Annotated in this window: 22 protein-coding genes; 16 read left to right on the top strand and 6 right to left on the bottom strand. The window is 70.7% G+C overall.

The window, feature by feature from the left end; translation table 11 throughout:
• The 4 genes from HG543_RS01090 to HG543_RS01075 form a co-directional block, all read left to right on the top strand.
• Positions 1-307: DNA-3-methyladenine glycosylase (locus HG543_RS01090; protein WP_211193650.1), on the top strand; the 307-nt coding region annotated here is incomplete at its 5' end.
• Between the two features lie 34 nt (positions 308-341).
• A complete protein-coding gene (locus HG543_RS01085; protein ID WP_169342739.1) occupies positions 342-956 on the top strand; it encodes an RNA polymerase sigma factor in 615 nt (204 codons plus the stop codon).
• 65 nt (positions 957-1,021) lie between these two features.
• The gene (locus tag HG543_RS01080) at positions 1,022-1,261 is read left to right on the top strand and encodes an anti-sigma factor family protein (RefSeq protein ID WP_169342738.1); all 240 of its coding nucleotides are present in this window, start codon (positions 1,022-1,024) and stop codon (positions 1,259-1,261) included.
• Positions 1,258-2,325 carry a radical SAM protein gene (locus tag HG543_RS01075; RefSeq protein ID WP_169342737.1) on the top strand — a complete coding sequence of 356 codons (1,068 nt, stop codon included), beginning with the start codon at positions 1,258-1,260 and terminating at the stop codon, positions 2,323-2,325. The genes HG543_RS01080 and HG543_RS01075 overlap by 4 nt, the downstream gene beginning before the upstream one ends.
• An 11-nt stretch (positions 2,326-2,336) precedes the next feature.
• On the opposite strand, the gene HG543_RS01070 is transcribed toward HG543_RS01075, so the two are convergent.
• Entirely contained in the window at positions 2,337-2,795 is a 459-nt protein-coding gene (locus HG543_RS01070; RefSeq protein ID WP_169342736.1) for a hypothetical protein, read from the bottom strand.
• 186 nt (positions 2,796-2,981) lie between these two features.
• Between HG543_RS01070 and HG543_RS01065 the strand changes: the two genes are divergently transcribed.
• Both HG543_RS01065 and HG543_RS54365 read left to right on the top strand, forming a co-directional pair.
• Entirely contained in the window at positions 2,982-3,602 is a 621-nt protein-coding gene (locus HG543_RS01065; RefSeq protein WP_169342735.1) for a DedA family protein, read from the top strand.
• Between the two features lie 97 nt (positions 3,603-3,699).
• Positions 3,700-6,072, top strand: a complete 2,373-nt coding sequence (locus tag HG543_RS54365) for a hypothetical protein (protein WP_211193649.1) — start codon at positions 3,700-3,702, stop codon at positions 6,070-6,072.
• Positions 6,073-6,149: 77 nt separating this feature from the next.
• Here the strand turns inward: HG543_RS54365 and HG543_RS01055 are convergent, their stop codons facing one another.
• Positions 6,150-9,293, bottom strand: a complete 3,144-nt coding sequence (locus HG543_RS01055; protein WP_169342734.1) for an ABC transporter substrate-binding protein — start codon at positions 9,291-9,293, stop codon at positions 6,150-6,152.
• A 63-nt stretch (positions 9,294-9,356) separates the two neighbouring features.
• Here HG543_RS01055 and HG543_RS01050 point away from each other — a divergent pair, with 63 nt between their 5' ends.
• Positions 9,357-10,460: a lasso peptide biosynthesis protein gene (locus tag HG543_RS01050; protein WP_169342733.1), complete on the top strand. Its 1,104-nt coding sequence runs from the start codon at positions 9,357-9,359 to the stop codon at positions 10,458-10,460.
• A 6-nt stretch (positions 10,461-10,466) separates the two neighbouring features.
• Here HG543_RS01050 and HG543_RS01045 read toward each other — a convergent pair whose 3' ends face one another.
• Positions 10,467-11,492, bottom strand: a complete 1,026-nt coding sequence (locus tag HG543_RS01045; RefSeq protein WP_169342732.1) for an arginine N-succinyltransferase — start codon at positions 11,490-11,492, stop codon at positions 10,467-10,469.
• Positions 11,493-11,856: 364 nt separating this feature from the next.
• Between HG543_RS01045 and HG543_RS01040 the strand changes: the two genes are divergently transcribed.
• From HG543_RS01040 to HG543_RS01010, 7 genes are all read left to right on the top strand, one after another.
• Positions 11,857-12,843 (top strand): polysaccharide lyase family 20 protein, encoded by a 987-nt coding sequence (locus HG543_RS01040; RefSeq protein WP_343073239.1) that lies wholly within the window; start codon positions 11,857-11,859, stop codon positions 12,841-12,843.
• 189 nt (positions 12,844-13,032) lie between these two features.
• On the top strand, positions 13,033-14,367 hold the full coding sequence (gene sitA5 / locus HG543_RS01035; RefSeq protein ID WP_169342730.1) for a SitA5 family polymorphic toxin: 1,335 nt from the start codon (positions 13,033-13,035) through the stop codon (positions 14,365-14,367).
• Positions 14,364-14,714, top strand: coding sequence for a DUF2019 domain-containing protein (locus HG543_RS01030; protein ID WP_169342729.1), 351 nt, complete (start codon positions 14,364-14,366; stop codon positions 14,712-14,714). The genes sitA5 and HG543_RS01030 overlap by 4 nt, the downstream gene beginning before the upstream one ends.
• 33 nt (positions 14,715-14,747) lie before the next feature.
• The gene (locus tag HG543_RS01025; RefSeq protein WP_169342745.1) at positions 14,748-15,098 is read left to right on the top strand and encodes a HEAT repeat domain-containing protein; all 351 of its coding nucleotides are present in this window, start codon (positions 14,748-14,750) and stop codon (positions 15,096-15,098) included.
• 61 nt (positions 15,099-15,159) lie between these two features.
• Complete coding sequence (locus HG543_RS01020; RefSeq protein WP_169342728.1) at positions 15,160-16,683, top strand: pyridoxal-dependent decarboxylase; 1,524 nt, start codon at positions 15,160-15,162, stop codon at positions 16,681-16,683.
• 937 nt (positions 16,684-17,620) lie between these two features.
• A complete protein-coding gene (locus HG543_RS01015; RefSeq protein ID WP_169342727.1) occupies positions 17,621-19,243 on the top strand; it encodes a serine hydrolase domain-containing protein in 1,623 nt (540 codons plus the stop codon).
• Between the two features lie 69 nt (positions 19,244-19,312).
• Positions 19,313-20,596: a TIGR04013 family B12-binding domain/radical SAM domain-containing protein gene (locus HG543_RS01010; RefSeq protein WP_169342726.1), complete on the top strand. Its 1,284-nt coding sequence runs from the start codon at positions 19,313-19,315 to the stop codon at positions 20,594-20,596.
• A gap of 14 nt (positions 20,597-20,610) precedes the next feature.
• Here the strand turns inward: HG543_RS01010 and HG543_RS01005 are convergent, their stop codons facing one another.
• Positions 20,611-22,392 carry a DUF1565 domain-containing protein gene (locus HG543_RS01005; protein ID WP_169342725.1) on the bottom strand — a complete coding sequence of 594 codons (1,782 nt, stop codon included), beginning with the start codon at positions 22,390-22,392 and terminating at the stop codon, positions 20,611-20,613.
• 206 nt (positions 22,393-22,598) lie between these two features.
• On the opposite strand from HG543_RS01005, the gene HG543_RS01000 reads away from it, so the two are divergent.
• Positions 22,599-22,943, top strand: coding sequence for a hypothetical protein (locus HG543_RS01000; RefSeq protein WP_169342724.1), 345 nt, complete (start codon positions 22,599-22,601; stop codon positions 22,941-22,943).
• Between the two features lie 104 nt (positions 22,944-23,047).
• Positions 23,048-23,314, top strand: a complete 267-nt coding sequence (locus HG543_RS00995) for a hypothetical protein (protein WP_169342723.1) — start codon at positions 23,048-23,050, stop codon at positions 23,312-23,314.
• Between the two features lie 88 nt (positions 23,315-23,402).
• Here the strand turns inward: HG543_RS00995 and HG543_RS00990 are convergent, their stop codons facing one another.
• Positions 23,403-23,834: a hypothetical protein gene (locus tag HG543_RS00990; protein ID WP_169342722.1), complete on the bottom strand. Its 432-nt coding sequence runs from the start codon at positions 23,832-23,834 to the stop codon at positions 23,403-23,405.
• Between the two features lie 184 nt (positions 23,835-24,018).
• On the bottom strand, positions 24,019-25,305 hold the full coding sequence (gene aceA / locus HG543_RS00985; RefSeq protein WP_169342721.1) for an isocitrate lyase: 1,287 nt from the start codon (positions 25,303-25,305) through the stop codon (positions 24,019-24,021).
• Positions 25,306-25,361 lie beyond the last annotated feature (56 nt).

The raw sequence follows: 25,361 nt of genomic DNA, 5'->3' as shown, positions 1-25,361 counted from the left end.
GGGGGCGGCGGTGCTGGTGCGGGCGGTGGAGCCCGTGGAGGGGCTGGCCGGGGACGCGCGCACGGACGGGCCCGGGCGGGTGTGCAAGGCCCTGGGCATTGGCAAGGAGCACAACCGCTTGGAGCTGTATTCGCCGGGGCTGCACCTCCTGCCGGGCCCGCCGCTGCCGGAGGCGCGGGTGGCGCGGGGACCCCGTATCGGGGTGGACTACGCCGGGGCGTGGGCCGCGGAGCCCTTCCGTTTCTGGGACAGAGACAGTCAACACGTAAGCCGGCCGCCGTCCGGGCGGGCGCGCAAGCAGCCTTGACGGAAGCGCTCCCGGCTGGTTGGGTGCGACCCGCATGTCCGACGAGGCCGCCAGGGATGAGGACCGCCAGCTCCTCGCTCGCGCACAGGATGGGGACGTTTCCGCTTTCGAGGCCCTGGTGGATGCCCACCGGGACAAGGTGTACGGCCTGGCGCTGCGGATGACGCGCTCCGAGGCCGACGCGGCGGAAATCACCCAGGACACCTTCCTGTCCGCCTATCAACACCTGAAGGATTTCCGGGGCGACGCGGCCTTCGGCTCCTGGGTGCACCGCATCGCCGCCAACCACGCGCTCATGCGGCTGCGCCACCGGCGGGTGGCCCAGGCGGCCGAGCAGGAGCTCCAGGGCCCGGAGTTCACCGAGCGGGGCTCCCTGGCCGAGTACCCCCAGAGCGACTGGAGCCGGGACGCCGAGGGGAAGGCCCTGGACGCCGAGCTGGGGTCGGCCATCCAGCAGGCGACCGAACGGCTTCCGCAGGGTTATCGCGAGGTCTTCCTCTTGAAAGACGTGGATGGCCTCAGTTACGAACAGATCTCAGAGGTGACCGGGGACTCCATCCCCGCCATCAAGAGCCGCCTGCACCGGGCCCGGCTCGCGCTCCGTGAAGCCATCGATGAATTCTACAACCGGGATAGCCGCGGGGCGTGAAACGCGACGGGGCTCTCGGCATCTTCGACAGGGACGAGGGCGCGCCGTAGCCAGCCGAGGTTCGGATGTACAACTGTAAAGATTCCATCAACCTCCTGCTGGAGTTCCTCGATGGCGAGATGTCAGCCGAGGAGGCTCAGCATCTGAAGGAGCACCTGCGCGGGTGCAGCCCGTGCGTGGACTTCCTGCGCACGTACCGGGCCACGCCCGGCCTGTGCAAGAAGGCCCTGGCGGCGAAGATGCCGAAGGAAGTCTCCGAGAAGCTGACCGAGTACCTTCGCTCCAAGATCAAGTCCGCCTCGTGAACCTGAAGCAATTGTCGCTCCCCGAGCTGGAGGCGGCGCTCGCCCCGCTCGGCGCGTCTCCCACCGTCGTCCGCAAGGTGTTCGCGGCTGTCTTCGCCCACGGCGCCACGCGGGTGGAGGACATCGCGCATGCCCCCCAGGTGCCGCGCCGCGTCGCCGACCACCTCAAGGCCCACGCGGAGTTGCCGAGCCTTCAGGTGGTGGAGCGGCGCAAGGCCGACGACGGCTTCGTGAAGTACCTCTTCGACTCGCCCCTGGGCGGGCGCATCGAGGCCGTCCGCATCCCCATCTTCGACGAGAAGTACGTCATCTGCGTCTCCAGCCAGGTGGGCTGTGCGCTGGCGTGCGACTTCTGCATGACGGGGAAGTTGGGGTTCAAAAGGAATCTCCAGACGTGGGAGATATTGGACCAGGTGCTTCAGGTCCGGGCGGAGGCGGACCGGCCGGTGCGGGGCGTGGTGTTCATGGGGATGGGGGAGCCGCTGCTCAACTACAAGGAGACGCTGCGCGCGGCGGACGTGCTGCGCAATCCGTCCGGGTTCTCCATCGCCGGTGACGCGATTACGTTCTCCACGGCGGGCCACGTGCCGGCCATCCGGCGGTACACGCGCGAGGGGCACCCGTACCGGCTGGCCTTCTCCGTGACGAGCGCGATTCCAGAGAAGCGCGCCCAGGTGCTGCCGATTGAAAAGACGCACCCGTTGCCGGAGCTCATCGAGGCCATCCGCGAGTACAGCACCGTGCGGCGCGAGCGGGCGATGATTGCCTACGTGGCCATCAGCGGGTTCAACCTGGGGCGGGAGGACGCGGAGGCGCTGAAGGTGGCCTTCGAGGGCATCCCCATCAAGGTGGACCTCATCGACGTGACGGACCCGACGGGGAAGTACCTGCCGCCCACGCCCGAGGAGCTGAGCGCCTTCAGGGATTACCTGCAGATTCTCAAGTCGCCGGTGGCGCGGCGGTACTCGGGCGGCAAGGAGATTGGCGCGGCGTGCGGCACGCTGGCGGCCACGCAGTACGGCGGCACGGTGATGCCGGGGCCGGCGGTGTCTCCGGAGTCGTGAGCCCGCGGGGGCTACGGCCCCTTCGCGCCCAGACTGCCGAGGGTCTTCAGGACGTTCCAGACGCCGATGAATGACGGACCCGGCTCCAGCTCCAGCTCCACGGCCTCTCCGTCACGGCAGATGACCGTGAGCCGGTCGAGGGTCAGCTTGCCCTGGAGACCCGAGGCGAGTGCCACGGTCATGTGACCGGTGCCCACGGTCGCGTTCTCGATGTCGCTCCACGGCAGTCTCCGGGTGTGGTCGCTGGCGCGGATGAGCACCCGCTCGGTGGTGATGAGCGTCCAGTGTCCGGCATCGCGGAAGCAGGCCAGGATGGGACGCTCTTCCGGGGCGAGCCCGGCCAGCTCCCAGAGCGTGGCGCGCACGGTATCGGGGAACCTGTCGAACGCGCGGGTGCACTCTCCCTCACGGCCGGTCTTCGCGAAGATGCTCAGCAGCCGGTGGACCCTGCCTTCGGGACTCAGGCTCATCATGGTGCTCCGGGTCGGTTCGACCGCCCACTGTAGTCGAGTGGACTCGACGCGGTGGGACACCATGGGCCCCATGCGCCCGGCGGTGTTCACCTCCGAGGGCTCGGCGCGGATGTCGCTTTCCCTCCACGTCCTCCCGACTTAAGTCTGGCCCGAGGGCCGGGTCGCCGGAGGGCTCACGCGCGGATGGTGGAATACATCGACCAGCTCATCTCCTCGCTGGGGCCCCTGGGGCTGCTGGTGCTGGGCGTCGCGGCGATGCTGGAGTACATCGTCCCGCCCTTTCCCGGGGACACCGTCACCCTGCTGGGCGGTGTGTACGCGGTGCGCGGCACGCAGCCGTGGCCGCTCGTCTTCCTCGTGGTGACGCTGGGCAGCGTCCTGGGCGCGGCCATCAACTACTGGGTGGGCCACTGGCTGGCGAGGCGCTTCGCCGCCCACCCCGAGCGGAGCTACTTCGGCATCACCCACGCGCGGCTCGAAGAGGTTCAGGCCCGGATGCGGCGCAACGGGCCCTGGCTGCTCTTGGCCAACCGCTTCATCCCCGGCATCCGCGGGCTCATCTTCGTGGCCGCGGGCGCCGCGAACATGCCGCGCTTCAACGCCATGGTGCTGGGCGCGCTGTCCGCCATGGCCCACACCGGGCTGGTGCTCGGCCTGGGCGCGGCGGTGGGCGGCAACCTGGAGCGGCTGTCCGCGCTCATCAGCCGCTACCAGTACGCGGTGGTGGGGCTGGTGTTGGTGGGCGTGATTGCGGTCCTGGTGCGCGTGTTGGCGCGGCGGCGGACGCCGGCCCCCGAGCCCTGAGTCATGGAGCGGAATGGAGGTTCCGTTCCGCACGGAGGCGCCCGGAGGCGGCGGGCCGGGATTGCGTGACCCCGTCCGTCGCGCTTGAGTCCGGCCCATGCGCTCTCCTGCCCGCTCGTGGAGTCCCCTGCTCCTGGCCCTCGTGCTCGCCATTAGCGGGTGCCGGTGTGGTGACGAGCCGGGCCTGGGTGGCACGCGCGAGGGCTTTCGTCCGCAGGAGGCGTCCGTCTCCTTCGGCCGCGTGCTGGAGGGGACGCAGGCGCGCCGGCAGGTGACGCTGCTGGCCACCGGCCGTGGTGGCCTCACGGTGACGGCGGCGGCGGACGCGCCCTTCTCCGTGGCCGCGCCCGAGGTGTCGGTGCCGGGCAGCGGCACGGCGACGGTGGAGGTGGTGTTCACCGCGGGCAACGGGGACGCGCAGGGGACGCTGCTGCTGGTGGGCAACGGCACCACGGAGTCGGTGCGCCTCACCGGCACGGGCGTCCGGCCCACGCCGTGTCCCGCCGCCCGGTGTCGCGAGTCGCGCTTCGACGTGGAGTCCGGCACGTGCATCGAGTCCGTCCAGCCGGATGGGGCCACGTGCATCCCGGACAGCCTCTGCCAGGAGAACGGCCGTTGCGAGGCGGGCGCGTGCGTGGGCACCCCGCGCTCGTGCAATGACGACAACCCGTGCACGGTGGACTCGTGCTCGCCCACGCAGGGCTGTGTGACGTCGCAGGTGGCGTGCCCCGTGCCTTCGAATCCGTGCAAGGTGGGCGTGTGCGAGCGCGAGGAGGGTTGCACGGAGGTGGACGCGGAAGACCTCACCTCGTGCGGGCCCTTCAACTGCAAGGACTCCAACGTCTGCTTCAGCGGCAGCTGCGTCACGGTGCCCACGCCGGAGGGCACCGTCTGCTCACCGGCCACCGCGTGCCAGGGGGAGGGCACCTGCGAGGATGGCGCGTGCGTGCGCCCGGACGCGGGGGACCTCGAGTTCGCGTTCCGACAGGAGCTGGGCGGCGAGCCGGTGGCCGAGGACGGCGGGCCCATGCTGCTCGTGTGGGACGAGGACCTCTTCACCTCCGTGTGCGGGGGTGACGCGGGCTGCCGGCTCGTCTCGTACACGGCCGACGGGTTCCTGCGCTTCGAGTCGCTGTACCCGGATGGTGGTGCGCGCACGCTGCTGGCCGCGTCGGATGCGGGCGTGGTGGTGCTCGCCGAGGAGGGGCTGGAGGGCTACGCCCCGCGAGGTGACGGCGAGCGGCTGTGGGAGGCGCCATGGACGGCGATGGGCCCGCCGGACGCGGGGACGTGGCGGGGCGAGACGGGCGCCGGGCGCGTGGCGCTCACCGGCGAGGGCGACGTGCTGGCGTACGTGGACTGGCGACGCGTGCCGGACTCGGACGGTGGAGTGGACCTGGACGGTGGGACTGTGGACCCGCTGCCGCCCGAGACCTCGCGCCTCGTGTGGCTGACCGGGCGTGGTGGCGACGCGGGTACGGACGCGGGCGCGTTGTCCGGCTCGCCGGTGGATGCATGGTCCGGTGAGGCGCGGCGCGCGCAGGGCGCGCGGCTCCACGCGACGTCGGTGGAAGCATGGCCCGGCGAGGCACAGCGCGCGCAGGGTGCATCGGGCGTGATGTCCCGCTCGGCATTGAGGGAGGCGTGGCCCGGTGAGGCCCAGCTCGCGCAGGACATGTCGGGCGTGCTGCTCCGCGCGACTCCGGTGGAGGCGTGGCCCGGTGAGGCGCGGCTCGCACTGGACGTGTCGGGCGTGGCCTTCCTCTACTCGACCGACGGGCGGCTGGCACGGGTGGAGGACGACGGTGGCACGGCACCGACGCTGGCCCTCGTGGTTGACGGTGGCGTCCCGGACGGGGGCGCATCGCTGGCGGTGGCGGGCGGAACGCTGCTGGTGGGGGCGACGGCCTTCGTGCCCATGGATGGCGGCGCGGCGGTGAGGGTGGACTGGGACGCTGGGGCGCGCATGCTGGTGCCGCTGGCGGAGCCGGCGCTGCTGCCGCCAGAGGGCACGCCGGGCTACCTCTTCGCGCGCGCGTGTGACTCCACGAACGGCGGGGCGTGCACGCCTGAGGAGGAGCGCGTGGTGTTGCGCGCGGTGGACGCGAGGACGGGGCGGGTGGAGTGGGAGGTGGACGCGCTGCCGAGCGAGGAACTGCCGGGCACGATGCACGACGCGACGCTGGTGCGGGGCGGCGCGGTGGGCGTGCTCGCGACGGAGGCCCTGCCGGAGGGGCCCCGGGTGTGGTTGCAGCTCTTCGCGGACGGTGAGCGGGTGAGCATGTGCCCGCTGCCGGGCCGTCCACGCCTGGGGGGCGCGGCGTTCGTCGGCGGACGGCTGCACGTCCTGGTGCAGCGCGAGGGCGCGTGGCTGCTGGAGTCGTACGGCGTGGATGGGCAGGCGGAGACGGGCGGCTGGCCCCAGCGGCACGCAGGCGCATCCGGGGCCCGTCGTGAGTCGGCACCGTGACGGGTCAGGTGAATGCGTTCCGGACGGCCCGGTGCTCGTCGTAGCGCACCCGAGGCGGCGCGAGTCGCCGCCGTGACTCAGGTGGCGGCGCTCGGGTCCACCCAGAGGTCCTCGTAGCGCACCTGCGGCGGCGTCTGGTGCAGCCGCAGGTTCTGCACGGTGGGGCTGGCCAGGGCGTGGATGCGCTCGTGGTAGAGGGGAATGAGCGGGCAGTCGTCGTGGAAGAGCTTCTCCGCGCGCACGTAGAGCTGGTGGCGCAGCCCCGGGTCGATGGATACGCGCGCCTCCGAGGTGATGCGGTCCAACTCCGGGTTGCGGTAGCCCAGGGGGAACACCGTCTGGCCGCTGGAGTTGAGGAGGAAGTGCAGGAAGTTGTCCGGGTCCGGGTAGTCCGCCAGCCAGCGGTTGCGGAAGGCGGGCACCTTCCCCTCGACGGCGCGGGCCGTGTACTCCTCCGGGGACATCTCCACGTGCCGCAGCTCCAGCAGGCCCGCCTGCAGGAGCGGACGGAAGAGCACCGCGTCCTCGGCGGAGGTGTCGTGGCCGGTGGGGAAGTGCAGCGTGAGCCGCAGCCGGCGCAGGCCCGCGTCGCGCAGCAGCTGCTCGGCGAGCGCCACGTCCGGGACGGGCACCGGCCCCACCTCCGCGTCGTCCAGCAGCTCCGGCGGGGTGAGCGTGCGCGCCACGCGGGCGCCCGGGTGGAACTGCTCCACCATGCCCTGGATGTCCATGCCCGCGCGCAGGGCGCGGCGGACGCGGACGTCATCCCACGGGGCCTCGCGCTGGTTGAGCACCACGAAGGCCGTGGAGGGCGTGGTGCTGGTGACGACCTGGAGCGACTCCAGGCCCGGCACCTCCACGTGCTCGGCGCCGAGGAAGGAGACCATGTCCAGCGCGCCCTGCCGCAGCCGCGCCACGGCCTCCTGCCGGGAGCTGGCGAGCAGGAACTCCAGTCGCTCCACCATCGGTCCGCCCGCGCGCCAGTAGGAGGGGTTGCGCTCCAGCACCACGCGCTCCTGCTCCAGCGCGAGGAGCCGGAAGGGACCGGTGCCCACCAGCCGCCCTCCCGCGTCCACCCGGGCCACGGCCGTGGCGGTGAGCGCCATGATGTGCAGGAAGAAGGCCTTGGGCTCGCGCAGGCGGATTTCGAGCGTGCCGTCGTCCAGCACCTCGATGCCGGACACGTCGCGCGCCAGGCCGGAGGCGAACTCGGGCGCGCCCTCCACGTCCTCCAGCAGGCTGCGGTCTGGCGAGCGCACCGCCGGGTCCAACAGCCGCTCCAGGTGGCGCTTCACGTCGTGCGCGGTGAGCAGCGTGCCGTCATGGAAGGTGACGCCGCGGCGCAGGTAGAAGCGGTAGCGGCGCGCGGACGGGTCCGCGTCCCAGCGCTCGGCGAGGTCCGGTTCCAGCCCGCCGTCCTCCAGCCGTAGCAGGCTGGAGAAGATGCACGCGGTCAGCTCGGAGACCTGGTTCTCCACGCTGAAGAGCGGGTCCACCGCCTGCCGGTTGCGCAGCGAGGCCGCCTGGTGCAGGCCCACGCGCAGCGTGCCCCCGGAGCGCGGCGTGGGCAGCTTGAAGCGGAACACCTCCGCCTCCAGGCCCACCGCCTCGTGGCCGAGCTGGTCCACCGTGCGCGTCAGCCCGTCGCTGATGCGGATGACCCGGCGCGCGTCCTCGCGCACCTGCGCCACCTCCTCGCGGATGGAGGCGTCGCCCTTGGTGAGCACCACGTTGGCCGAGCGCAGCTCCTCAATCGCCGCGCTCAGCCGCACCACGGACTCGGAGAGGTCGCGTCCGGTGCGGGCCTGGGCCTCCGCCTTCTGCGAGGCGCCCTGGCCCACGCGCGCCATCTCGTGCGTCTGGCGCACCAGCTCGCGGGCATGGCCGGACTGCTCAATCGCCATGCGCGTGACGTCCTCCACGCGCCGGGCCACGCGGCGGCTGGCCTCCACCACCGTGGCGCCCTGGGCCTCCAGCCGCTGCGTCTCCGCCACCGTGGCCTCCACGGCGGTGAAGGTGCGCTGCGTGATGGTGCGAATCTCGACGAGGGCCTCGGCGGCGCGGTCTCCCAGCGCCACGCCCGCGGTGGCCTGCTCGCGGCCCTCCTGCACGAGGGTGACGGCCGTCTGCACCGCGTCCACGACGCCGGCCACCATCTTGGCGATTTCGCGCGTGGAGCGCGTGGTGCGCTCGGCGAGGTTGCGAATCTCGTTGGCGACGACGCCGAAGGGGCGCCCGTGCTCGCCGGCCTGGGCGGCGATGATGGCGGCGTTGAGGGCGAGCAGGTTCGTCTGGTCGGCGATTTCCTGGATGACGTCGACGATGCGGCCGATTTCGCGCGAGCGCGTGCCGAGCATCTCCATCAGCTCGGAGGCCTTCCGGACGGTCTCCTCCACGCGGTACATGCCCTGGACGCTGTCGCCCACGAGGACTTCCCCGCGCTCGGCGGTGGCCGTCACGGCGATGGCGAGCTGGTTCGTCTCGCTGGCGCGGCGGCGCACGGAGTCGATGCCGCCCTCCACTGCGGCCACGAAGTCCTCGGCCTCGCTGGCGAAGCGGCCCAGCTCGTCACCGGACGAGGCGATGTTGGCCAGCCGCTCGGCCATGGCCTGCATCAGCGCGCTGGTGTTGTGGGCGAAGGTGTTGACCTGCGTGAGCGAGTCCACCACCTGCTCCAGCCGCTCGGTCATCTCCAGCAGCGCGCCGGTGGTGTCGACGGCGAAGACCTCCAGCTGGTGGACGCGCTTGACGGCCACCTGGAGGCTGCCGCCCATGCCGCTGACGGCCTCCAGCGAGCGCTCCACGGCGCCGCCCTGGCGCCGGGCGGCCTCGAGCAGCATGCGGGCCTGCTCGCTGACCTCGTTGCTGGTGCGGTGGAGGTTGGCCGTCACGCGCTGCACCTGGGACAGCGCGCGGCGCAGGGACAGGATGAGGCGGCGCACGTCCTCGTGGCCCTCGAAGCGGGGCCCCACGGTGGTGGTGAGGTCGCCCTCGGCGAGCCGCGCCATGACGTTACGGCGCAGGCGGCGGCGGCGCGCGGCCCAGCGGAACCACGCGAAGTAGCCGCCCACGAGGTAGAGCGCGGGCGTGGCGACGAGCAGCACCGCCCACGCCGAGGAGGGCAGTGGGCCGCTCACGGCCCGCAGCAATCCCCCCAGGACGAGCGCGGAGATGAGGCCCGCGGCCAGGCCGAAGGCGAACAGGTACCGTTTGGCGCCCATGAACGGCTGGAACGCTACCCCGGCTTCTCGCGCCGGTCCTCAAAAGGCAGCAGACTGAGGGCCGTGGTTGCCCTGCTCGCCCTCCTGCTCCTTGCGCTCCCAGCGAAGCCCGCGAACCCTGGCGGGGAGGGCGGGTCAGTGCCGCCTCGTGAGGAGTCGACGCGCTACGTCTTCACCTGGAGGGGCGTACCCGTGGGGACGGTGTCGCTGACGCGCTCGCCCGGGCGCTTCACGTACACCAGCCGGCACCTGCACACGCGAGACGGCCAGCCGGGCGAGCGTCGGCGTGAAATCACGCTGGAGGTGGACGAGGCGGGGCGGGTGAGGGGCTCGCTGGCGGCGCGGGAAACCGAGGCGGCCGAGCAACGGACACGGGGCGCACCCGTGACGCAGCCGGTCGCACGGGGGACGGAGGTGGTACCGCAGGCGCTGTGGCTGTGGCACGGCCCGCCGCCCGTGGGCTGTGTCACCGCCCGCGAGGAGCTGTCCGGCCGCGAGGGCCCGCACTGCGTCACCCGGGTCGACGGGCGACAGGTGGAGGGAACCCTCTTCGGTGCTCCCTTCCGTGCGCGCTACGGCGAGGCCGGACGGATGGAGGTTCTCGACGTCGGCGACTCGCGCTTCACCGTGGCGGCGCCGGGCGAGCGGCTGCGCACGCCTCCGGAGCTCTTCGCCCAGGGACTCCCGGTGGAAGGCTCGCATGGTGCCCTGGCGCTGGAGCCTCCGCTGGAGGTGCCCGCGAGACGGGCGGACATGACGCCCTGGGACGCGGCTTCGGCGCGCGCCCTGGCCGCGAAGGTCCACGCGGCCTTCCCGGAGAAGGGGCCCGGCGCGGCGGACTGGAGCGAGGACGGGCAGGGCGAGGCGGGAAGCTGTCTGGCCCACGCGCTGCGCTTCGCGGCGGGCGCTCGGGAGCGCGGGGTGAAGGTCGCGCTGGTGCACGGGCTGCTGGTGGTGGACGGGGGCCCGGCGCGGCCACACGCATGGGTGCGGGTGGCGCTGGCGCGGGGGGGGACGCTGGACTTGGACCCCACCTCGTTGGACGCGGTGAGGCCGGACACGCACCTGCCGCTGGCGCTGGAGGACGCGAAGGGGCCCGCGCTGGAGGCGGGGGCCCGGTGGCTGGCGCTGCTGCGCGGGGCGCACCGGGTGGTGCGCCGGCCGTGACGCGGGCTACTCGAAGGGAATGACGGACAGCTTGGCGCCGGGCTCCGCGCCCAGCGCCTCCTTGGCGCGCGCGGGCAGCGAGATGCCGGCGTTGTCCAGCCGCGCCTGGCAGCGCACGGAGCGGAAGCGGTTGCGGCCCGAGTCACGCTCGAAGGCGACGAGCACGTCGTCGCCCTCCATCTCGAAGTCCTCCTCGGCCAGCTTCATCGTGCGGTACTTGCGAATCAGCGACACGTCGCCGGTGTTGGCCTCGAAGTGGGGGCCGCCGTCGAACGGGTCGATGCGCTCCACGTACTTGAAGCCGATGCGCTCCAGCATGCGCTGCACGCCGCGCGTCTGAGGGCCCACCTCGCCGAGCACCTTCTGCACGCGGTCCGGGAAGAGGGACGCATAGATGTCCGACGAGGGGAACAGCTCCTTGATGAACTCCTTGTTCTGCCGGCTGAGGCGGTCCGCCTCCTGGTAGGTGAGGGCGGTGAACTTCTTGCCGCACGCCTCCCACAGGAGGCTGCGCCCGTCGGGGAGCAGCGGCGGCAGCAGCTCCGCCAGCACGCGCGGGCGGAACAGGCGCCGGTGCATGGCGATGAAGAGGAAGCGCACGTAGGACAGCTGCTTGCCGGGCTTGTCCGGCGTGGCGCGGTAGGGCGGGTCCACGACGAGGCCGCCGATTTCGGTGGGCCCCTCGTAGTTGTAGGCGATGGAGAGCACCTTGTGGCGCAGGTGCCGCTCGAGGGAAGCGGAGTAGTGCTCGCGCTCGCTCACCTCGTAGTAGATGTGCGGCGCCTCGTACGTCCCATGCTGGGCGATGATCATCGACGTGCCGATGATGAGGTTGTTGCGCACGTCCTCCAGCACGAAGAGGTACTCGCGGTCGAAGGGGTTCTTCACCTTTCCCGCGAAGCTCTTCACCGACTTGTCGATGATGGCTTCGAGCGTCTCCTCGTTGTTCGGCAGGTTCACCGTGTTGAGCACGGCGGCGAGCCGCTTGAGGCCGGCCAGGTCGGTCTTCTGGACGTCACGCAGGACAAGCATGGGTGCACCCGGGACGCTCCCATCATGGGAACGCCGGAAGGGGTGGGGACCATACACCACGCCTGCGGGCAGTCAGCCTCCAGGTTGGTCGGTCTGTTGGTGGCGCAACGCGTCAAGGATGGCCCGCCCGGCCGGCCGAGGGGTGAAGCCAGCTCGTGCCAGCCGTGAAACATGATTCGCGCCTTTCAAGGGCTTGCATGCCTGGATGCCCTGTTGTCAGGCGGCTGGGAAGGAATTGGCGGGGGAATGAATCTCGGAATGTCTTGCGATACGGTCTGTCAATCGTTTGCCGTCAAACCTTCGCAAGGACACATCATTGAGAGCTTTCGTCCCTGTCGCGCTTGCGATGTGGCTGGTCCCCTTCGTGGCTTCGGCCGGAATCGTGTGGCGGGGTGACTTCGAGACGGGAGACCGCTCGCAGTACTCCAGCACGCAGATGGTGAGCTCGGACCGGCTTCAGGTGGTGACCTCTCCGGTGGCGGAGGGGAAGTACGCGCTGAAGGCGACGGTGCGGCAGGGCGATGACCCCATCAACTCCAGCGGGAACCGGAACGAGCTGGTGTACCTGGGGCGGGAGGCGTCGGGCTCGGAGTACTACTACCGCTGGAAGGTGATGTTCCCGGCGGACTACCCGAGCGTGGACACGTGGCAGCTCTTCACGCAGTGGCACCATGACGGGTGCTGCGGCTCGCCGCCGGTGGAGTTCTACGTGCGGGGCGAGGAGATCCGCCTGTCGCTGCCGGGGACGGGCGAGGTGCCGTGGAAGACGAAGCTGGTGCGCGGCGTGTGGCACGAGTTCATCCTGCACGCGAAGTGGCACGCGGACCCGAAGGTGGGCTTCGTCGAGCTGTGGCACAACCAGAAGCTGGTGCTGCCCAAGCGCGGCGCAATCACGATGTACTCGGGGCAGAAGAACTATCTGAAGCTCGGGCTGTATCGGAATGACACCGTGAAGCCGGTGGGCGTCGTGTATCACGACGGTTTCGTGCAGGCGACGACGCTGGCGGATGTGCTGCCGCCGGTGACGCAGCCGCCGCCTCCGCCGCCGGTGGACGCGGGGACTCCGCCGCCGGTGGACGCGGGCTCGCCGGGGGAGGAGGAGCCGGTCGAGGTGGACGCGGGCTCACCGGAGGAGGAGGAGCCGGGCGAGGCGGACGCGGGTGTTCCGCCGGTGGTGGAGGAGCCGGAGCCGGGACCGACGATGCCGGGCTCGAGCGCTCCGCCGCAGGGGATGCCTTCCGAGGATGTGCTGAACTCGGAGGTGGGGTGCAGCACCGGTGGCTCGTCGCTGGCGGCCTTCGCGCTGCTGGGGCTGCTGGGTGTGATGCGGGTGCGTCGGCGTCGGAGCTGAGAAGGGACGGGGCGCGCGCGGGCTGGTGGGCTCGCGCGCCCTTGCCGTGTCGTGGGTCCCCGGACATGCCTTGCGAGGCCATGCGGAGGACGCGGGGCTGAAGGTTCGCGGAGGACCGTGGTCGGCTTGACCCGGTGAACCCCTCGTTCTGGAGTGGAGCGCTTCGGACACTCCACTCCGAGGGTTCACATGGCGTCGCGCGTCTGGTGGTCGCTGCTGTGCGTGCTGTGGGTCGGGTGCGGCGGAGTCCGTCAGGTCGTGCGCCTGGAGACCGGACAGGGCGAGCCCATCGTCCACGTTCCGCGTGACGCCGAGCCGGTCGAGCTGGACGAGGACGACTTCCAGGAGGGTGCGGCCGAAGCGGCGCGCGATGTCCGGCCCTCGCGTCGTCCTCAAGAAGCCGCGCGTGCGCTGTTCCAGATGGACGCGCGCGGCGGAGCGTACACGTACGAGCCGCGCAGCCGTCGCATCACTCCGCGAGGGCCGGGCGAGCACCTGGACGCGGAGCTTCCGGAAGCGGAGGTGCGGCTGACGCGCGCCTACCTGGCGTGGTGCGAGCGCACGGGCCGGAAGGGCGACTGCCTGCTGCTGTTGGTGGAGAGCCCCATCATCACGGGAGACGGACGCTTCGCGCTCGCGCTGGCTCTCGCGAAGGGGGCGGTGCTGGAGGAGATGCTGGAGGCCTTTCGGGACATGGCGGACCCGGAGGCCCTGGTGACCGCGGCGCTGTGGACGATGACGATGTACGCGATTCTTTGGACGGTGCCGGAGCCCTTCTCGAAGGGCGTGGCCGCGACACTCACGGCGGCGCTCATCGTCTACGTGGGCGTGGACACGTTCAGGGGGCTCGTCCAGGGCTTCCGGCGGCTCTGGGAGGAGTCGGAGCGAGCGACCACGTTCGACGAGCTGGGCGAGGCGGGGGAGCGCTATGGGAAGGTGATGGGGAGGAACGCGGCGCGAGCCTTCGCGATGCTGGCGATGGCCGCGGTGGGGAGCACGCCGAACGCGTTCGCGGCGAAGCTGCCGAGGCTGCCCGGGGTGGCGCAGGCGACGGTGCGGGCCGAGGCTCAAGCCGGCATCGTCTACGGAGCCGTGGGGCAGGTGGAGACGGTGGCCGTGACGGCGGAAGGCGTGACCCTCAGTCTCGCGCCAGGGGCCGTGGCGATGGTCGCCAGTGGTTCCTCGTCGGCCAGCCCCGGATTCCGGGCGTGGAAGTCACACAGTGGCTTCAAGAAGGCGATGGGACCGGCGGGGCCGGGCAAGGAGTGGCACCACATTGTGGAGCAGACCCCAGGTAACGTGCAGCGGTTCGGTCCGGAGGCTCTCCACAACACGGAGAACGTCATCCCGCTGGATAAGGGTCTGCATACCCGAGTCAGCGCGTTCTACTCGTCAATTCAAGAAAGCGTCACCCGGTCCCCGCGCCTGACTGTAAGGCAGTGGCTCAGCACGCAGTCCTATGAGGCGCAACGCGACTTCGGGCTATCGGCTATCGAGAACATCAGAAAGGGGCTTTGGAGATGAACCTGCAGGAACTCGCAGAAGAGTTCGCAGAAAACGTCGCTGCCCAGACGGATGCCATCTGGAGCGGAAATGCCAGCAAGGGCAACAGGCACGCCAAGCGGTACATCGCCGCGTTCAAGAAGCTCCGGGAACATGGTGAGGCGGGGATGGATGCTCTAGCTACGCTGTTTACCCACACCCGCATGGATGTCCGCGTCAAGGCGGCGATCTATCTACTGAGCGAGCGTCCATCGGCCGCCAGGCCCGTTCTGGAGGAGGCGGCGAAGAGTGAGGGGATGATTCCGTTCACGGCGGCTCAGGCGTTGAAGTACTGGAACGAAGGCACCTGGAGTCTCGATGTGGATTAGCGCTTGCCATCCGAACGTCGGGAAACTCTGGAAGTGAATCTCCATGGCCTCGTTGATTCGTTCGCCCGCTACACGGTTGCGCAGACCGATGCCATCTGGAAGGGAGATGCCAGGATCGGCAACAAGCACGCCAAACAGCGCATCGCGGCATTCAAGAAGCTGTGTGCCCACGGAGATGCAGGGCGTGATGCCCTGTGCGCGCTCCTGACTCACCCGCGTGCCGACGTGCGTGCCATGGCCGCGACGTACTTGCTCCGTCACCGCACCGCGGAGGCGATAGCTGTCCTGGAAGAAGTCGCGAAGGGGGACGGGCTGGTAGCGTTCGAGGCCGGGCAGGCCCTGAAGCGCTGGGAAGAAGGCACCTGGGCACTCGACCCCGAGTAGCCCCGCCTCTTCCGCACTGTCGCTTGAAGCCCCGCGCGACCCATGGGAGGAAACCCCACCCATGAGCCACGATGCGCGTGACGGTGACGGAGCGGTCCCCCACCTGACCCCCGAGGAGTTCCGGAAGCTCGGCCACAAGATGGTGGACTGGATTGCCGACTACTGGTCCCGCCTGGAGTCCTTCCCCGTCCGCTCCCAGGTCGCTCCGGGCGCGGTCGCCTCCAAGCTCCCCGCGCATCCCCCCGAAGAGGGCCTGTCCGGCGAGCACGCCTGGGACGCTGTCTTCAAGGACATCGAGGACATTGTCCTCCCCGGCGTCACCCACTGGCAGTCTCCTTCCTTCTTCGCCTACTTCCCCGCCAATGCCTCCGGCCCCGCGGTGCTCGGTGAGCTGCTCTCCGCGGGCCTCGGCGTCCAGGGAATGCTCTGGTCCACCAGCCCCGCCGCCACCGAAATCGAGACCCGCGTCCTCGACTGGCTCGCCGAGCTGACCGGCCTGCCCGAGGCCTACCGCTCCACCTCCGCCACCGGTGGCGGCGTCATTCAGGGCACCGCCAGCGAGGCCACCCTCGTCGCCATGGTCGCCGCCCGTGAGCGCGTCCGCCGTCAGGGCGCTCCCGCCGATTCGCAGTGGGTGGCCTATGCTTCCTCGCAGGCCCACTCGTCCGTGCTCAAGGCCGCGATGCTGTGTGGCGTCGCTCGGGGCGCGGATGACACGGTTCACGTGCGCCAGCTCGAGACGGACGCCCGCTATGCCCTGCGCCCGGACGTCCTGGAGCGCGCCATTCGCGAGGACCTCGCGGCGGGACGCCGGCCCTTCTTCGTCTGCGCCTCCCTGGGCACCACCTCCTCCGGTGCCTTCGACCCCGTCGGCGCCCTCGGTGACGTCCTGGAGCGCACCGGCGTGAAGGCCGCGGGCGGCTGGCTCCACGTCGACGCCGCGTGGGCGGGTGCCGCGCTCGTGTGCCCCGAGCACCGTGGGCTCCTCGACGGCGTGGAGGCGGTGGACTCGTTCTCCTTCAATCCGCACAAGTGGCTGCTCACCAACTTCGACTGCAATGCCTTCTACACGCGGGACAAGCGCGCCCTGCTCGACGCGCTCAGCGTCACGCCCGAGTACCTGCGCAACGCCGCGAGCGCGAGTGGCGCCGTCATCGACTATCGCGACTGGCAGGTGCCGCTGGGCCGCCGCTTCCGCGCGCTGAAGCTCTGGTTCGTGCTGCGGCACTACGGCGCTCGCGGCCTGCGCGCCCACGTGCGTGGCCACATCCGTATGGCCGAGCACTTTGAGTCCTGGGTGTCCAACGACGCCCGCTTCGAAGTCGCCGCGCCGCGCTCGCTGTCCCTCGTGTGCTTCCGTCTCAAGCCCCAGCCCGGCGAGAAGCCCGAAGCCACCGATGCGCGCAACCGCGCCCTGCTGGACCGGGTGAATGCCTCCGGAAAACTGTTCCTCACGCACACGGTGCTGCCGGCCGTGGATGGCCAGCCGCCCCGCTACGTGCTGCGCATGGCCATCGGCGGCACGTACACCGAGGAGCGGCACGTGCGCGCCGCCTGGGAGGCACTCTCCGCGGCCGCGGCCTGATGATGCGTCCCGCCGCGGAACCATCGAGGCCGAGCCGAAGGCGCAGGGGCGTGTCGGGCGTCTTCGCGCTGCCTGGAGCCTGAGGGCAGGCCAGCCCCCAGACCCCGTGCGGAACGGAAGCTCCATTCCGCGAGGCACCGTCGGCCCCGGGGCGGCCCCGTGCAGAACGGAAGCTCCATTCCGCGAGGCACCGCCGGTCCCAGGGCGCCTGTCCGGAACGGAAGCTCCATTCCGCGAGGCACCGTCGGCCCCGGGGCGGCCCCGTGCAGAACGGAAGCTCCATTCCTCGAGGTATCGCCGGCCCTCCGAGGCGCCTCGTCCGGAACGGAAGCTCCATTCCGCGAGATACCGCCGGTCCCTCGAGGCGCCTCGTCCGGAACGGAAGCTCCATTCCGCGAGGGTCTACCGGCCCTGGGCATCTCCATCAGGAACGGAAGCTCCATTCCGCGAGGGCTGTCGGCTTCGGGCACCTCGTCCGGAATGGAGGCTCCATTCCGCGAGGCACCGCCGCCCCCGAGGCGCCTCGTCCGGAATGGAGGCTCCATTCCGCGAGGCACCGCAGGTCCCGAGGCACCTCGTCCGGAACGGAAGCTCCATTCCGCATGGCACTGTCGGCCCGGGCCGCCCATCCGGAGCTGAAGTTCCATTCCTCATGGGCCCATCAGGTCCACATCAGTCAGAGAGTGACGGTCTCGTCGTCCAGCCGCCGATGGCAGGTGTCCGGAGCCGTGATGGCGCCAGGCATGTCGCAAGGCCATGGCACTGGATCGGCCGTGAAGTGCCCGGCGACCGCGCGGGCGCTTTTCGCATCACGCGCCACACGGCTGCACGGTTGCGGCCCTGCTGCACCGAGAGGGCGCTCTCCGACGTTTCGCAATAAAGCGAGGTGCCGCGCGTTCCTCCGGGTATCCACACCCCTGCTCAGATGGGAGCCCTCATGCGACGCACGCTGTTGCTGTCCTTGTGCACCCTGCTGGCCTGTGCCCACTCGCCGTCAGCGGGAACGCCGCCGGAGGACTCTCCCTCCGTCACGCCACAGCCGCCCACCGCGGCCGAGCCTTCCCCCGAGGTCCGCGCGGCCCTCCGAGAGCTGGAGCAGTCCATCTGGTCGAAGGAGTACGCGAAGGGGCTCGCGGTGGCGCAGCGGCTCTGGGACGAAGGTCACGGCACCCGGGACGTGGCCTGGTTCGCGGCCTATGGCGCGGTGGGCGCGGGGGACAACGCGGCGGCCCTCACCTGGCTCGAGCGCGCCGTGGAGCGGGGCATGGACTCTCCGGGAGAGCTGCTGCACGCCAAGGCGTTCGCGCCGCTGAGGACCCTGCCGGGGTATGACGCGCTGGTGGAGCGGGCTCGGAAGAACGCGCTCGCCGCCCGCGAGGCGGGCAACGTGGGCTCCGGCCTGGAGAAGACGACCCCGGCCCGGGCCGGCCTGTCCGAGCCCGCGCTGGCGGAGCTGCTCAAGCAGGCCGAGGCCTCGGGCTCCTCGGCGCTGGTGCTGCTGCGCCACGGCAAGCTCGTGGGCGAGTGGTACTTCGGCGGCGAGACACAGCGCATCGAGGCGATGTCCGCCACCAAGGCCGTGGTGGCGCTGGCCATCGGCCTGCTCATCGACGACGGGAAGATTCCCTCCGCCGACACGCCCGTCTCCGCCTTCTTCCCCGAGTGGAGCCAGGGCCTGAAATCGAAGGTGACGCTGCGGCACCTGCTCAACCACACCTCGGGGCTCGCGGCCAACCGCTCCGCCATGGACATCCACCAGTCCCCGGACTTCGTGCGCTACGCGCTCGACTCCAAGGTGGTGGACGAGCCGGGCAGTCGGCACTTCTACAACAACAAGGCCACCAACCTCCTCGCGGGCATCGTGGAGCGCGCCTCGGGCGAGAAGATGGATGTGTACCTGAAGCGCCGCCTCTTCGCGCCGCTCGGCATCCGTGACGTGGAGTGGATGAAGGACCGCGCCGGCAACCCCATGGGCATGGCCGGGCTGAACCTCCACCCGGTGGACTTCGCCAAGGTCGGCCAGCTCATGCTCCAGAAGGGCCTGTGGAACGGCCAGCGCGTGCTCAGCGAGGCGTGGGTGCGCGAGTGCACCGCCGCCCCGTCCCAGCCGCACACCCCCACCGGCGGCCTGCTGTGGTGGCTCCTGTATGAGCGCTCGGAGGTCGTACTGGGCGCGGACATGCTGGAGGAGGCGCGCCGCAACGGGATGCCCGAGCCCACCCTGGCCTGGCTGCGCGACCTGGTGGACCGGCCGATGACCCTGGCCGACTTCCAGAAAGCCCTCACCGAGCGGCTCGGCGGCATGGACGGAGTGGTGGACTTCATGATGAAGACCCAGCGCGTGTCCCCGCGAAGGCAGGTGAAGGGAGCGCCCCTGGGGTACGCGGCGCTGGGCCAGTCCGGTCAGCAGCTCGTGGTGCTGCCCGGGCAGGACCTGGTGGCGGTGCGCATGGCCGTGGAGGACGAGCGCGTTCCCCCCGAGGTCATGGAGTTCGGCGACTTCCCCCGGCTCGTGATGAAGCTCGTCCCTTCCTCCCCACCCGCCGCCGCCACCCGCTGACCGCCTGTCCGCCCGGCCGCTCATGGAAAGTCTTGCGGCGCGGGCCGTGTGGCATCATGCCCACCCTGCATGGAGCCCCACCGCCGCGTCGCGCTCGTCCTCAGCTACCAGTACCCGGGCAAGTACGCCTTCACCGTGCTGGCGGGCGCCGTGGAGTCCGACCCGGCGCTCGCGGACGTCACGCTCCACTTCCCGAGAGACCGCGAGACACTCCTGGCCACCGTGCGCGAGCGCGCCGACGCCGGTGACACCGTGGTGGCCGCGTGGTCGTTCTACTCGGCCAGCTTCGCCCAGTCCGCGGAGGAGCTGGCCTGGGTGCGCGCGCGGCTGGAGGGCCGGGATGTGCTGTGCATCGCTGGCGGCGTCCACGCCACCGCCGAGCCGCTCCAGACGCTCCAGGCCGGCTTCGACCTCATCGGCGTCGGCGAGGGCGAGTACACCCTGCGCGCGCTGCTCGGCCGCGTGCTCCGTGGCGAGGACCCTCGCGCCACCCACGGCGTCGCGCACCTCAAGGACGGCAAGCTGGTGCAGAACGGCCGCGGCGAGGGCGTGGCGCTCGACGACTTCCCGCCCTTCGCCGCGCGCCACGGCATGTACGGCGCCATCGAAGTCACGCGCGGCTGCATCTACGCCTGCCGCTTCTGCCAGACGCCCTTCATGAGCAAGGCGCGCTTCCGCCACCGCTCCGTCGCCAACGTGGCGCACTGGGCGCGCGAGCTGCGCCGCTCGGGCCGCCGCGACATCCGCTTCATCACCCCCACGTCCATGTCCTACGGCACCGCCGACGAGTCGGTGAACCTCGCCGCCGTGGAGGAACTGCTCGCGGCGGTGCGCGAGGCCATGGCCCCGGACGGGCGCATCTACTACGGCACCTTCCCCTCCGAGGTCCGTCCCGAGCACGTCACTCCCGAGGCGCTCGCGCTCCTCAAGCGCTACGTGCACAACGACAACCTCATCATCGGCGGGCAGTCCGGCTCCGAGCGCATCCTCCAGGCCACCCGCCGCGGGCATGACGTGGAGGCCGTGGTGCGCGCCACCCGCATCGCCGTGGAGGGCGGCTTCGTCCCCAACGTGGACTTCATCCTCGGCCTGCCCGGCGAGGAGCCCTCGGACGTGGAGGCCACCGTCGTCCTCATGGAGCGGCTCGCCGCGCTGGGCGCCCGCGTGCACGGCCACACCTTCATGCCGCTGCCCGGCACGCCCTTCCGGGATGCGCCCGCCGGCCGGGTGGACGCGGAGACGCAGCGCAAGCTGGACCGGCTGGCCTCGCAGGGCCGGCTGTACGGCCACTGGAAGCAGCAGGCCGTGCTGGCCGAGGGCATCGTCTCCCGCCGCCGGCCCCGCGCGGGCTGAGGCCGTCCCGGCCCTCAGTTGCCCGTTGCTGGCGCCAGGAGCGCGCCCCGGTCCCACGCTCCCTCCACTGGACGGGGCCGCTGGAGCAGGTCCCGCGTCACCGCTCCGGAGGCGGCGTCCCCGTGGAGGTTGAGGCCTCTGCCCGCAGCCGCGCCGCCAGGCCTCGGGCGGAAGTCACCGCGGGAGCTGTCCTGGAACACGGTTTCCGCGCGGGCCTCGCCCGTGGTGTCGTCCGTCGAGGTGGGGGCCGGCTCGGGCGACAACCGGTTGTTCGTGTAGCCGAAGACGAGGTTGCCTCCGCTCTCCAGGGAGAGGGGACCGTCGAACGCGAGCGCCGCGCCGGTGCTGTCGTCGCCGAAGAAGATGTTGTTCCTCAGCTTCCAGTGGACGGTGGCGCCGCTCTGCGCCGGGGACCCGCTCAGGGCGGAGTGCGTGCTGATGATGGTGTTGTTCGTGAGGACGACGTCCATGTCCGAGGCGCACCCACTGAAGGTCATGCCCCAGCCCTCGTCGTTTCGCTCACTCCGCTGCCTGGCCTCGATGAGGTTGTTGGTGAGCGTCACGCGGGCCCGTCCCGCGAGGCTACAGCTGCCGCTGCCCTCGACGGCCTGGGTATCCCAGGGCGTCGGGCTGTGGTCCGCGCAGATGCGGTTCGACGATACCTCCGCCGTGCCGGAGTGGTCCTGGAAGGTGAGCGCACTGATGGCGACCTGCCCCATGAGGCTCGCGCCCCGGACATAGATGTCGTTGCACAGCACCCGAGACGTCGCGTCACGGGAGGCCCCGGCGCCCACGGCCATGAATCTGCCGCTGAGCTGCTCGCTGTAGAGCAGCTCGACGTAGTTGCGGATGAACGTGCCCGCGTACACCCGGTGGAAGGCCTCGATGAAGGGCAGGTCCTGCTCACCGTGGGACGGACGTGCCACCAGGCGGAACCCACCGAACGTCGCGCCATCATGCTCCAGCCAGACGCGCCCGCCATAGAGGCTGTGGAACCGGTCGGGGTCCCACTCCGAAAAGGTATCGTTGAAGCCGCCCTTGACGGTGAGTGGACTCCAGATTCCCACATAGGGCTCCGGCTCCTTCGAGTAGGTCCCCGCGGCGACCCGGACGGTGCTGCCCGGGGGCGCGGTCCGGACGGCGTGGGTCAGCGTGGCCCAGGGCCTCTCCAGGCTGCCAGGGGCGCTGTCATCCCCCCGCGTGGCGCTGACGTAGTACTGCTCGCCCGGCGTGTCGATGTCGCAGGGAACCCCCGCCGCCGGGGGGAACTGGAGACGGCAGGTGGACCGCAGCGGCCCCGTGGCGCTGGTGACGGTATGGAACTGCCGGACGAGGAGGTCCTGGGACGCGGAGACCTCGTGCATGAAACGGCCAGCCGCCACCGGCTTGTAGTAGTAGCGCGCCGTGCTCTCACCGCTGGCAATGGCGATGTGGGAGATGGACTCGGTGCAGGCCGCATCCGCATAGAAGGGCGAAGCGAGCGCGCGGCTCCACAGGCTGAGTTGCAGCGGGCGGTCCAGCACGAGGGGCGCGTTCTGCGCTGACCGGACCTGGACCACCACCTCCCTGGAGCACTGCTCCGCGGCGACGGTCTGCGGCTCCGTCAGGAACACCAGCTGGCAGGACGTCCCGCACGTGGAGCCCGGAGAGGGCGACGGACCCTCCCCGGGCGGGGGACTGAAGACCGGCGGGCGTCCCCTGGAGCCGCCATCGTCCTGGGAGCCGCAGCCCATCATGAACAGCAGCAGGGAACCCACCGCGCTCCAGACTGCGGGGAATCGCGTCTTGCCATGCATGGTCATCACCTCGGCGGAGGAGCTGTTCGAAGATGTCTGGGCTGAGCTGTGGCCCGGTAATAGAGCACGCAGCCCCGGTGGCATGACAGGGATTGCCAGCAGGTCCGGAAAGGTGGGGCGAAGCGCGAGCAAGGGGGTGGGCTCGGGTATCACCCCGGCGACTTCTCCGGGCCTCCACGGCGCGAGGCGCTTAGTATGCGTGCGCGATGTCCTCCGACCAGACCCCGCCCTACTGGCTCCTCATCTCCGTCCTGTTCAGCTCCCAGCCGCTGACACCGGCGCTGGCGATGACGCTGCACCAGGCCGCCTTCGACCTGCACCAGCGGGGTGAGGGCTCGCGGGAGGTGGCCGGCGACATGCTCAGCGGCCGGGTGACCAACCTCCGCAGGGACGTGGCCCTCGGCGGCATCGCCGGCCCCGCCTTCGAGGCCGAAATCGAGACCGAGCGCGGCTCCGGCGTCGTCCGCTTCGTCCTCACCCGCCAGGGGCTGGAGCTGATGAAGCAGCAGGAGGCCCCGCCCACGCCGCCCCGGCCGAAGTACCTCAACTGAGCCGCCGGGCCCCCGCATGGCCGCCCGCTCGGTGCGCATGGAGGCCCACCGTCCCCACCTTCGAGGCAAGGCGTTGAACGAACCTTCCTCGAAGGAGCCCTCTCATGGACCCGAAGGACGAGTACCTCAAGCGCGGCGTGGGCATCCCCCTGGACCCGGCGAAGCAGAAGGACCCCGAGGAGGCCGGTGACACGGTGCCCGCCGAGGGCCGCGCCGAGCACCTCAACGACATCACCGAGCAGCACGGCGGCCAGCGCACCGAGGTGGACCTCCCGTGGAAGGGTGCCCCGGAGCTGCAGGACGAGTACCGCCAGAAGTACGACGAGAAGAGCAACAAGAAGGAAGCGAAGAAGGACGACGACAAGCGCTGAAGTCGTCGCCAGGAATGCGAAGGGCGGGGGCGTCCACTCGCGTGGCGCACTCCCGCCCTTGTCGCCTACCGGCGCCTGAACGCGACGCTCAGGTGTCGAGCGAAATCTTCATCTTGTTGCCCATGTGGATGATGGAGTTGCCCAGCGTCGCGGCGGACAGCGCGGCGAGGTCCATCAGCGCCTGCTCCTGCTTCGCCTGCTCCGAGCCCGGCTGCGCCTGCGTCGCCGTGCCCGCGGCCGGCTCCCGGCTGCCCTCGGCGGAGATGGGGCCGCGGCCCACGGCCGACAGGTAGGAGTTCATCAGCCCGGTGTGCGGCGCGCTGCCCACCGACGCCAGCGCCGAGGACACCACCTGGCCGCCGGACGTCATCAGCGGGTCGCCGGGCCGGAAGGCCGCGGACTGCTGCGCGCCGCCGCCCTGGACGAGCGAGCCGAAGCCCGTGCGGGAAGCGCCACCCGTCGTCGGGGTGGTGGGCTGCTGCACCCGAAGGCCCGTCGTGAAGGAGTTGATGCGGTTCATGGCGGCTCCGTCCCGGCCTTCAGGAGAACGCGCACTTCGCGCGCTTCAGGCCTTTGATCCACATTATCGCCGCGGCCCGGCGGAAGTTGCGTCCGGGCCCCAAAAAGGCCGGAGGCCGCGGACCCGGCGGGCAGACAGCCCGCGAGCCCACGGCCTCTAGCAACGGGGAAAACCCCCGGAACTCCTAGAACTGGTGCGCCTCGGTGGACTCGTGGAGGGCGAGCGTGCTGGCGTTGCCGCCGGAGATGACCTCGGCGACCTGGTCGAAGTAGCCGGTGCCCACCTCGCGCTGGTGACGCGTGGCGGTGTAGCCGTCCTTCTCGGCGCCGAACTCGGCCTGCTGCAGCTCGCTGTAGGCCGCCATGCCGCGGTCCTTGTACTTCCGGGCCAGCTCGTACATGCCGTAGTTGAGGGCGTGGAAGCCGGCCAGGGTGACGAACTGGAACTTGTAGCCCATGGCGCCCAGCTCACGCTGGAACTTGGCGATGGTGGCGTCGTCCAGGTTCTTCTTCCAGTTGAAGGACGGCGAGCAGTTGTAGGCCAGGAGCTTGTTCGGGTACTTCGCGCGGATGGCCTCGGCGAACTTCTTCGCCTGGGCGAGGTCCGGGGTGCTCGTCTCGCACCACACGAGGTCCGCGTACGGGGCGTACGCCAGGCCGCGGGCGATGGCGCAGTCGATGCCGCCGTTGATGCGGTAGAAGCCCTCGCCGGTGCGGCCGGACTTCTTGTCGATGAAGGCGTGGTCGTACTCGTCCGCGTCGCTCATCAGCAGCTTGGCGCTGTCCGCGTCCGTGCGGGCCACCAGCAGGGTGGGCACGCCCATGACGTCCGCCGCCAGACGGGCCGCGTTCAGGGTGCGCACGAAGTGGCTGGTGGGCACCAGCACCTTGCCGCCCATGTGGCCACACTTCTTCTCGCTGGCCAGCTGGTCCTCGAAGTGCACGCCCGCGGCGCCGGCCTCAATCATCGACTTCATCAGCTCGAAGGCGTTGAGCGGGCCGCCGAAGCCGGCCTCGGCGTCGGCGATGATGGGGGCGAACCAGTAGCGGTCCGTGCGCCCCTCGGCGTGGTCAATCTGGTCCGCGCGGCGGAAGGCGTTGTTGATCTTCTTCACCACCGCCGGGACGCTGTCCACCGGGTAGAGGCTCTGGTCCGGGTACATCTGCCCGGCCGAGTTGGCGTCCGCCGCCACCTGCCAGCCGGACAGATAGATGGCCTTCAGGCCCGCGCGCACCATCTGCACCGCCTGGTTGCCGGTGAGGGCGCCCAGCGCGTTGATGTAGTCCTCGGTATGGAGCAGCTCCCACAGCCGCTTCGCGCCCATCTCCGCCAGCGTGTAGCTGATGCGGATGGAGCCGCGCAGCTTCTCCACGTCCTTCTGGGTGTAGTTGCGGGTGATGCCCTCGAACCGCTGAGCGTGGAGCTTGGCGTGAGGGGAGACTTCGGTCGTCGTCGGCGTGGCGTCGTACATCGCGTGCTCCTCGCTGCAGTGAGTATGTGGAATACGGGTTGTTGCGTGTGATGCGG

Source organism: Pyxidicoccus fallax (assembly GCF_012933655.1).
GTDB classification, from domain to species: Bacteria; Myxococcota; Myxococcia; order Myxococcales; family Myxococcaceae; genus Myxococcus; species Myxococcus fallax.
This window is presented reverse-complemented; position numbering and strand designations above follow the sequence as displayed.

Coding starts and splice junctions, on each gene's coding strand:
- sitA5 (WP_169342730.1), top strand. CDS start 13,033: ATGGCGTCGCGCGTCTGGTGGTCGCTGCTGTGCGTGCTGTGGGTCGGG.
- HG543_RS01020 (WP_169342728.1), top strand. CDS start 15,160: ATGAGCCACGATGCGCGTGACGGTGACGGAGCGGTCCCCCACCTGACC.
- HG543_RS01085 (WP_169342739.1), top strand. CDS start 342: ATGTCCGACGAGGCCGCCAGGGATGAGGACCGCCAGCTCCTCGCTCGC.
- HG543_RS01005 (WP_169342725.1), bottom strand. CDS start 22,392: ATGCATGGCAAGACGCGATTCCCCGCAGTCTGGAGCGCGGTGGGTTCC.
- HG543_RS00995 (WP_169342723.1), top strand. CDS start 23,048: ATGGACCCGAAGGACGAGTACCTCAAGCGCGGCGTGGGCATCCCCCTG.
- HG543_RS01055 (WP_169342734.1), bottom strand. CDS start 9,293: ATGGGCGCCAAACGGTACCTGTTCGCCTTCGGCCTGGCCGCGGGCCTC.
- HG543_RS00990 (WP_169342722.1), bottom strand. CDS start 23,834: ATGAACCGCATCAACTCCTTCACGACGGGCCTTCGGGTGCAGCAGCCC.
- HG543_RS01030 (WP_169342729.1), top strand. CDS start 14,364: ATGAACCTGCAGGAACTCGCAGAAGAGTTCGCAGAAAACGTCGCTGCC.
- HG543_RS54365 (WP_211193649.1), top strand. CDS start 3,700: ATGCGCTCTCCTGCCCGCTCGTGGAGTCCCCTGCTCCTGGCCCTCGTG.
- HG543_RS01000 (WP_169342724.1), top strand. CDS start 22,599: ATGTCCTCCGACCAGACCCCGCCCTACTGGCTCCTCATCTCCGTCCTG.
- HG543_RS01045 (WP_169342732.1), bottom strand. CDS start 11,492: ATGCTTGTCCTGCGTGACGTCCAGAAGACCGACCTGGCCGGCCTCAAG.
- HG543_RS01010 (WP_169342726.1), top strand. CDS start 19,313: ATGGAGCCCCACCGCCGCGTCGCGCTCGTCCTCAGCTACCAGTACCCG.
- HG543_RS01065 (WP_169342735.1), top strand. CDS start 2,982: ATGGTGGAATACATCGACCAGCTCATCTCCTCGCTGGGGCCCCTGGGG.
- HG543_RS01070 (WP_169342736.1), bottom strand. CDS start 2,795: ATGAGCCTGAGTCCCGAAGGCAGGGTCCACCGGCTGCTGAGCATCTTC.
- aceA (WP_169342721.1), bottom strand. CDS start 25,305: ATGTACGACGCCACGCCGACGACGACCGAAGTCTCCCCTCACGCCAAG.
- HG543_RS01015 (WP_169342727.1), top strand. CDS start 17,621: ATGCGACGCACGCTGTTGCTGTCCTTGTGCACCCTGCTGGCCTGTGCC.
- HG543_RS01080 (WP_169342738.1), top strand. CDS start 1,022: ATGTACAACTGTAAAGATTCCATCAACCTCCTGCTGGAGTTCCTCGAT.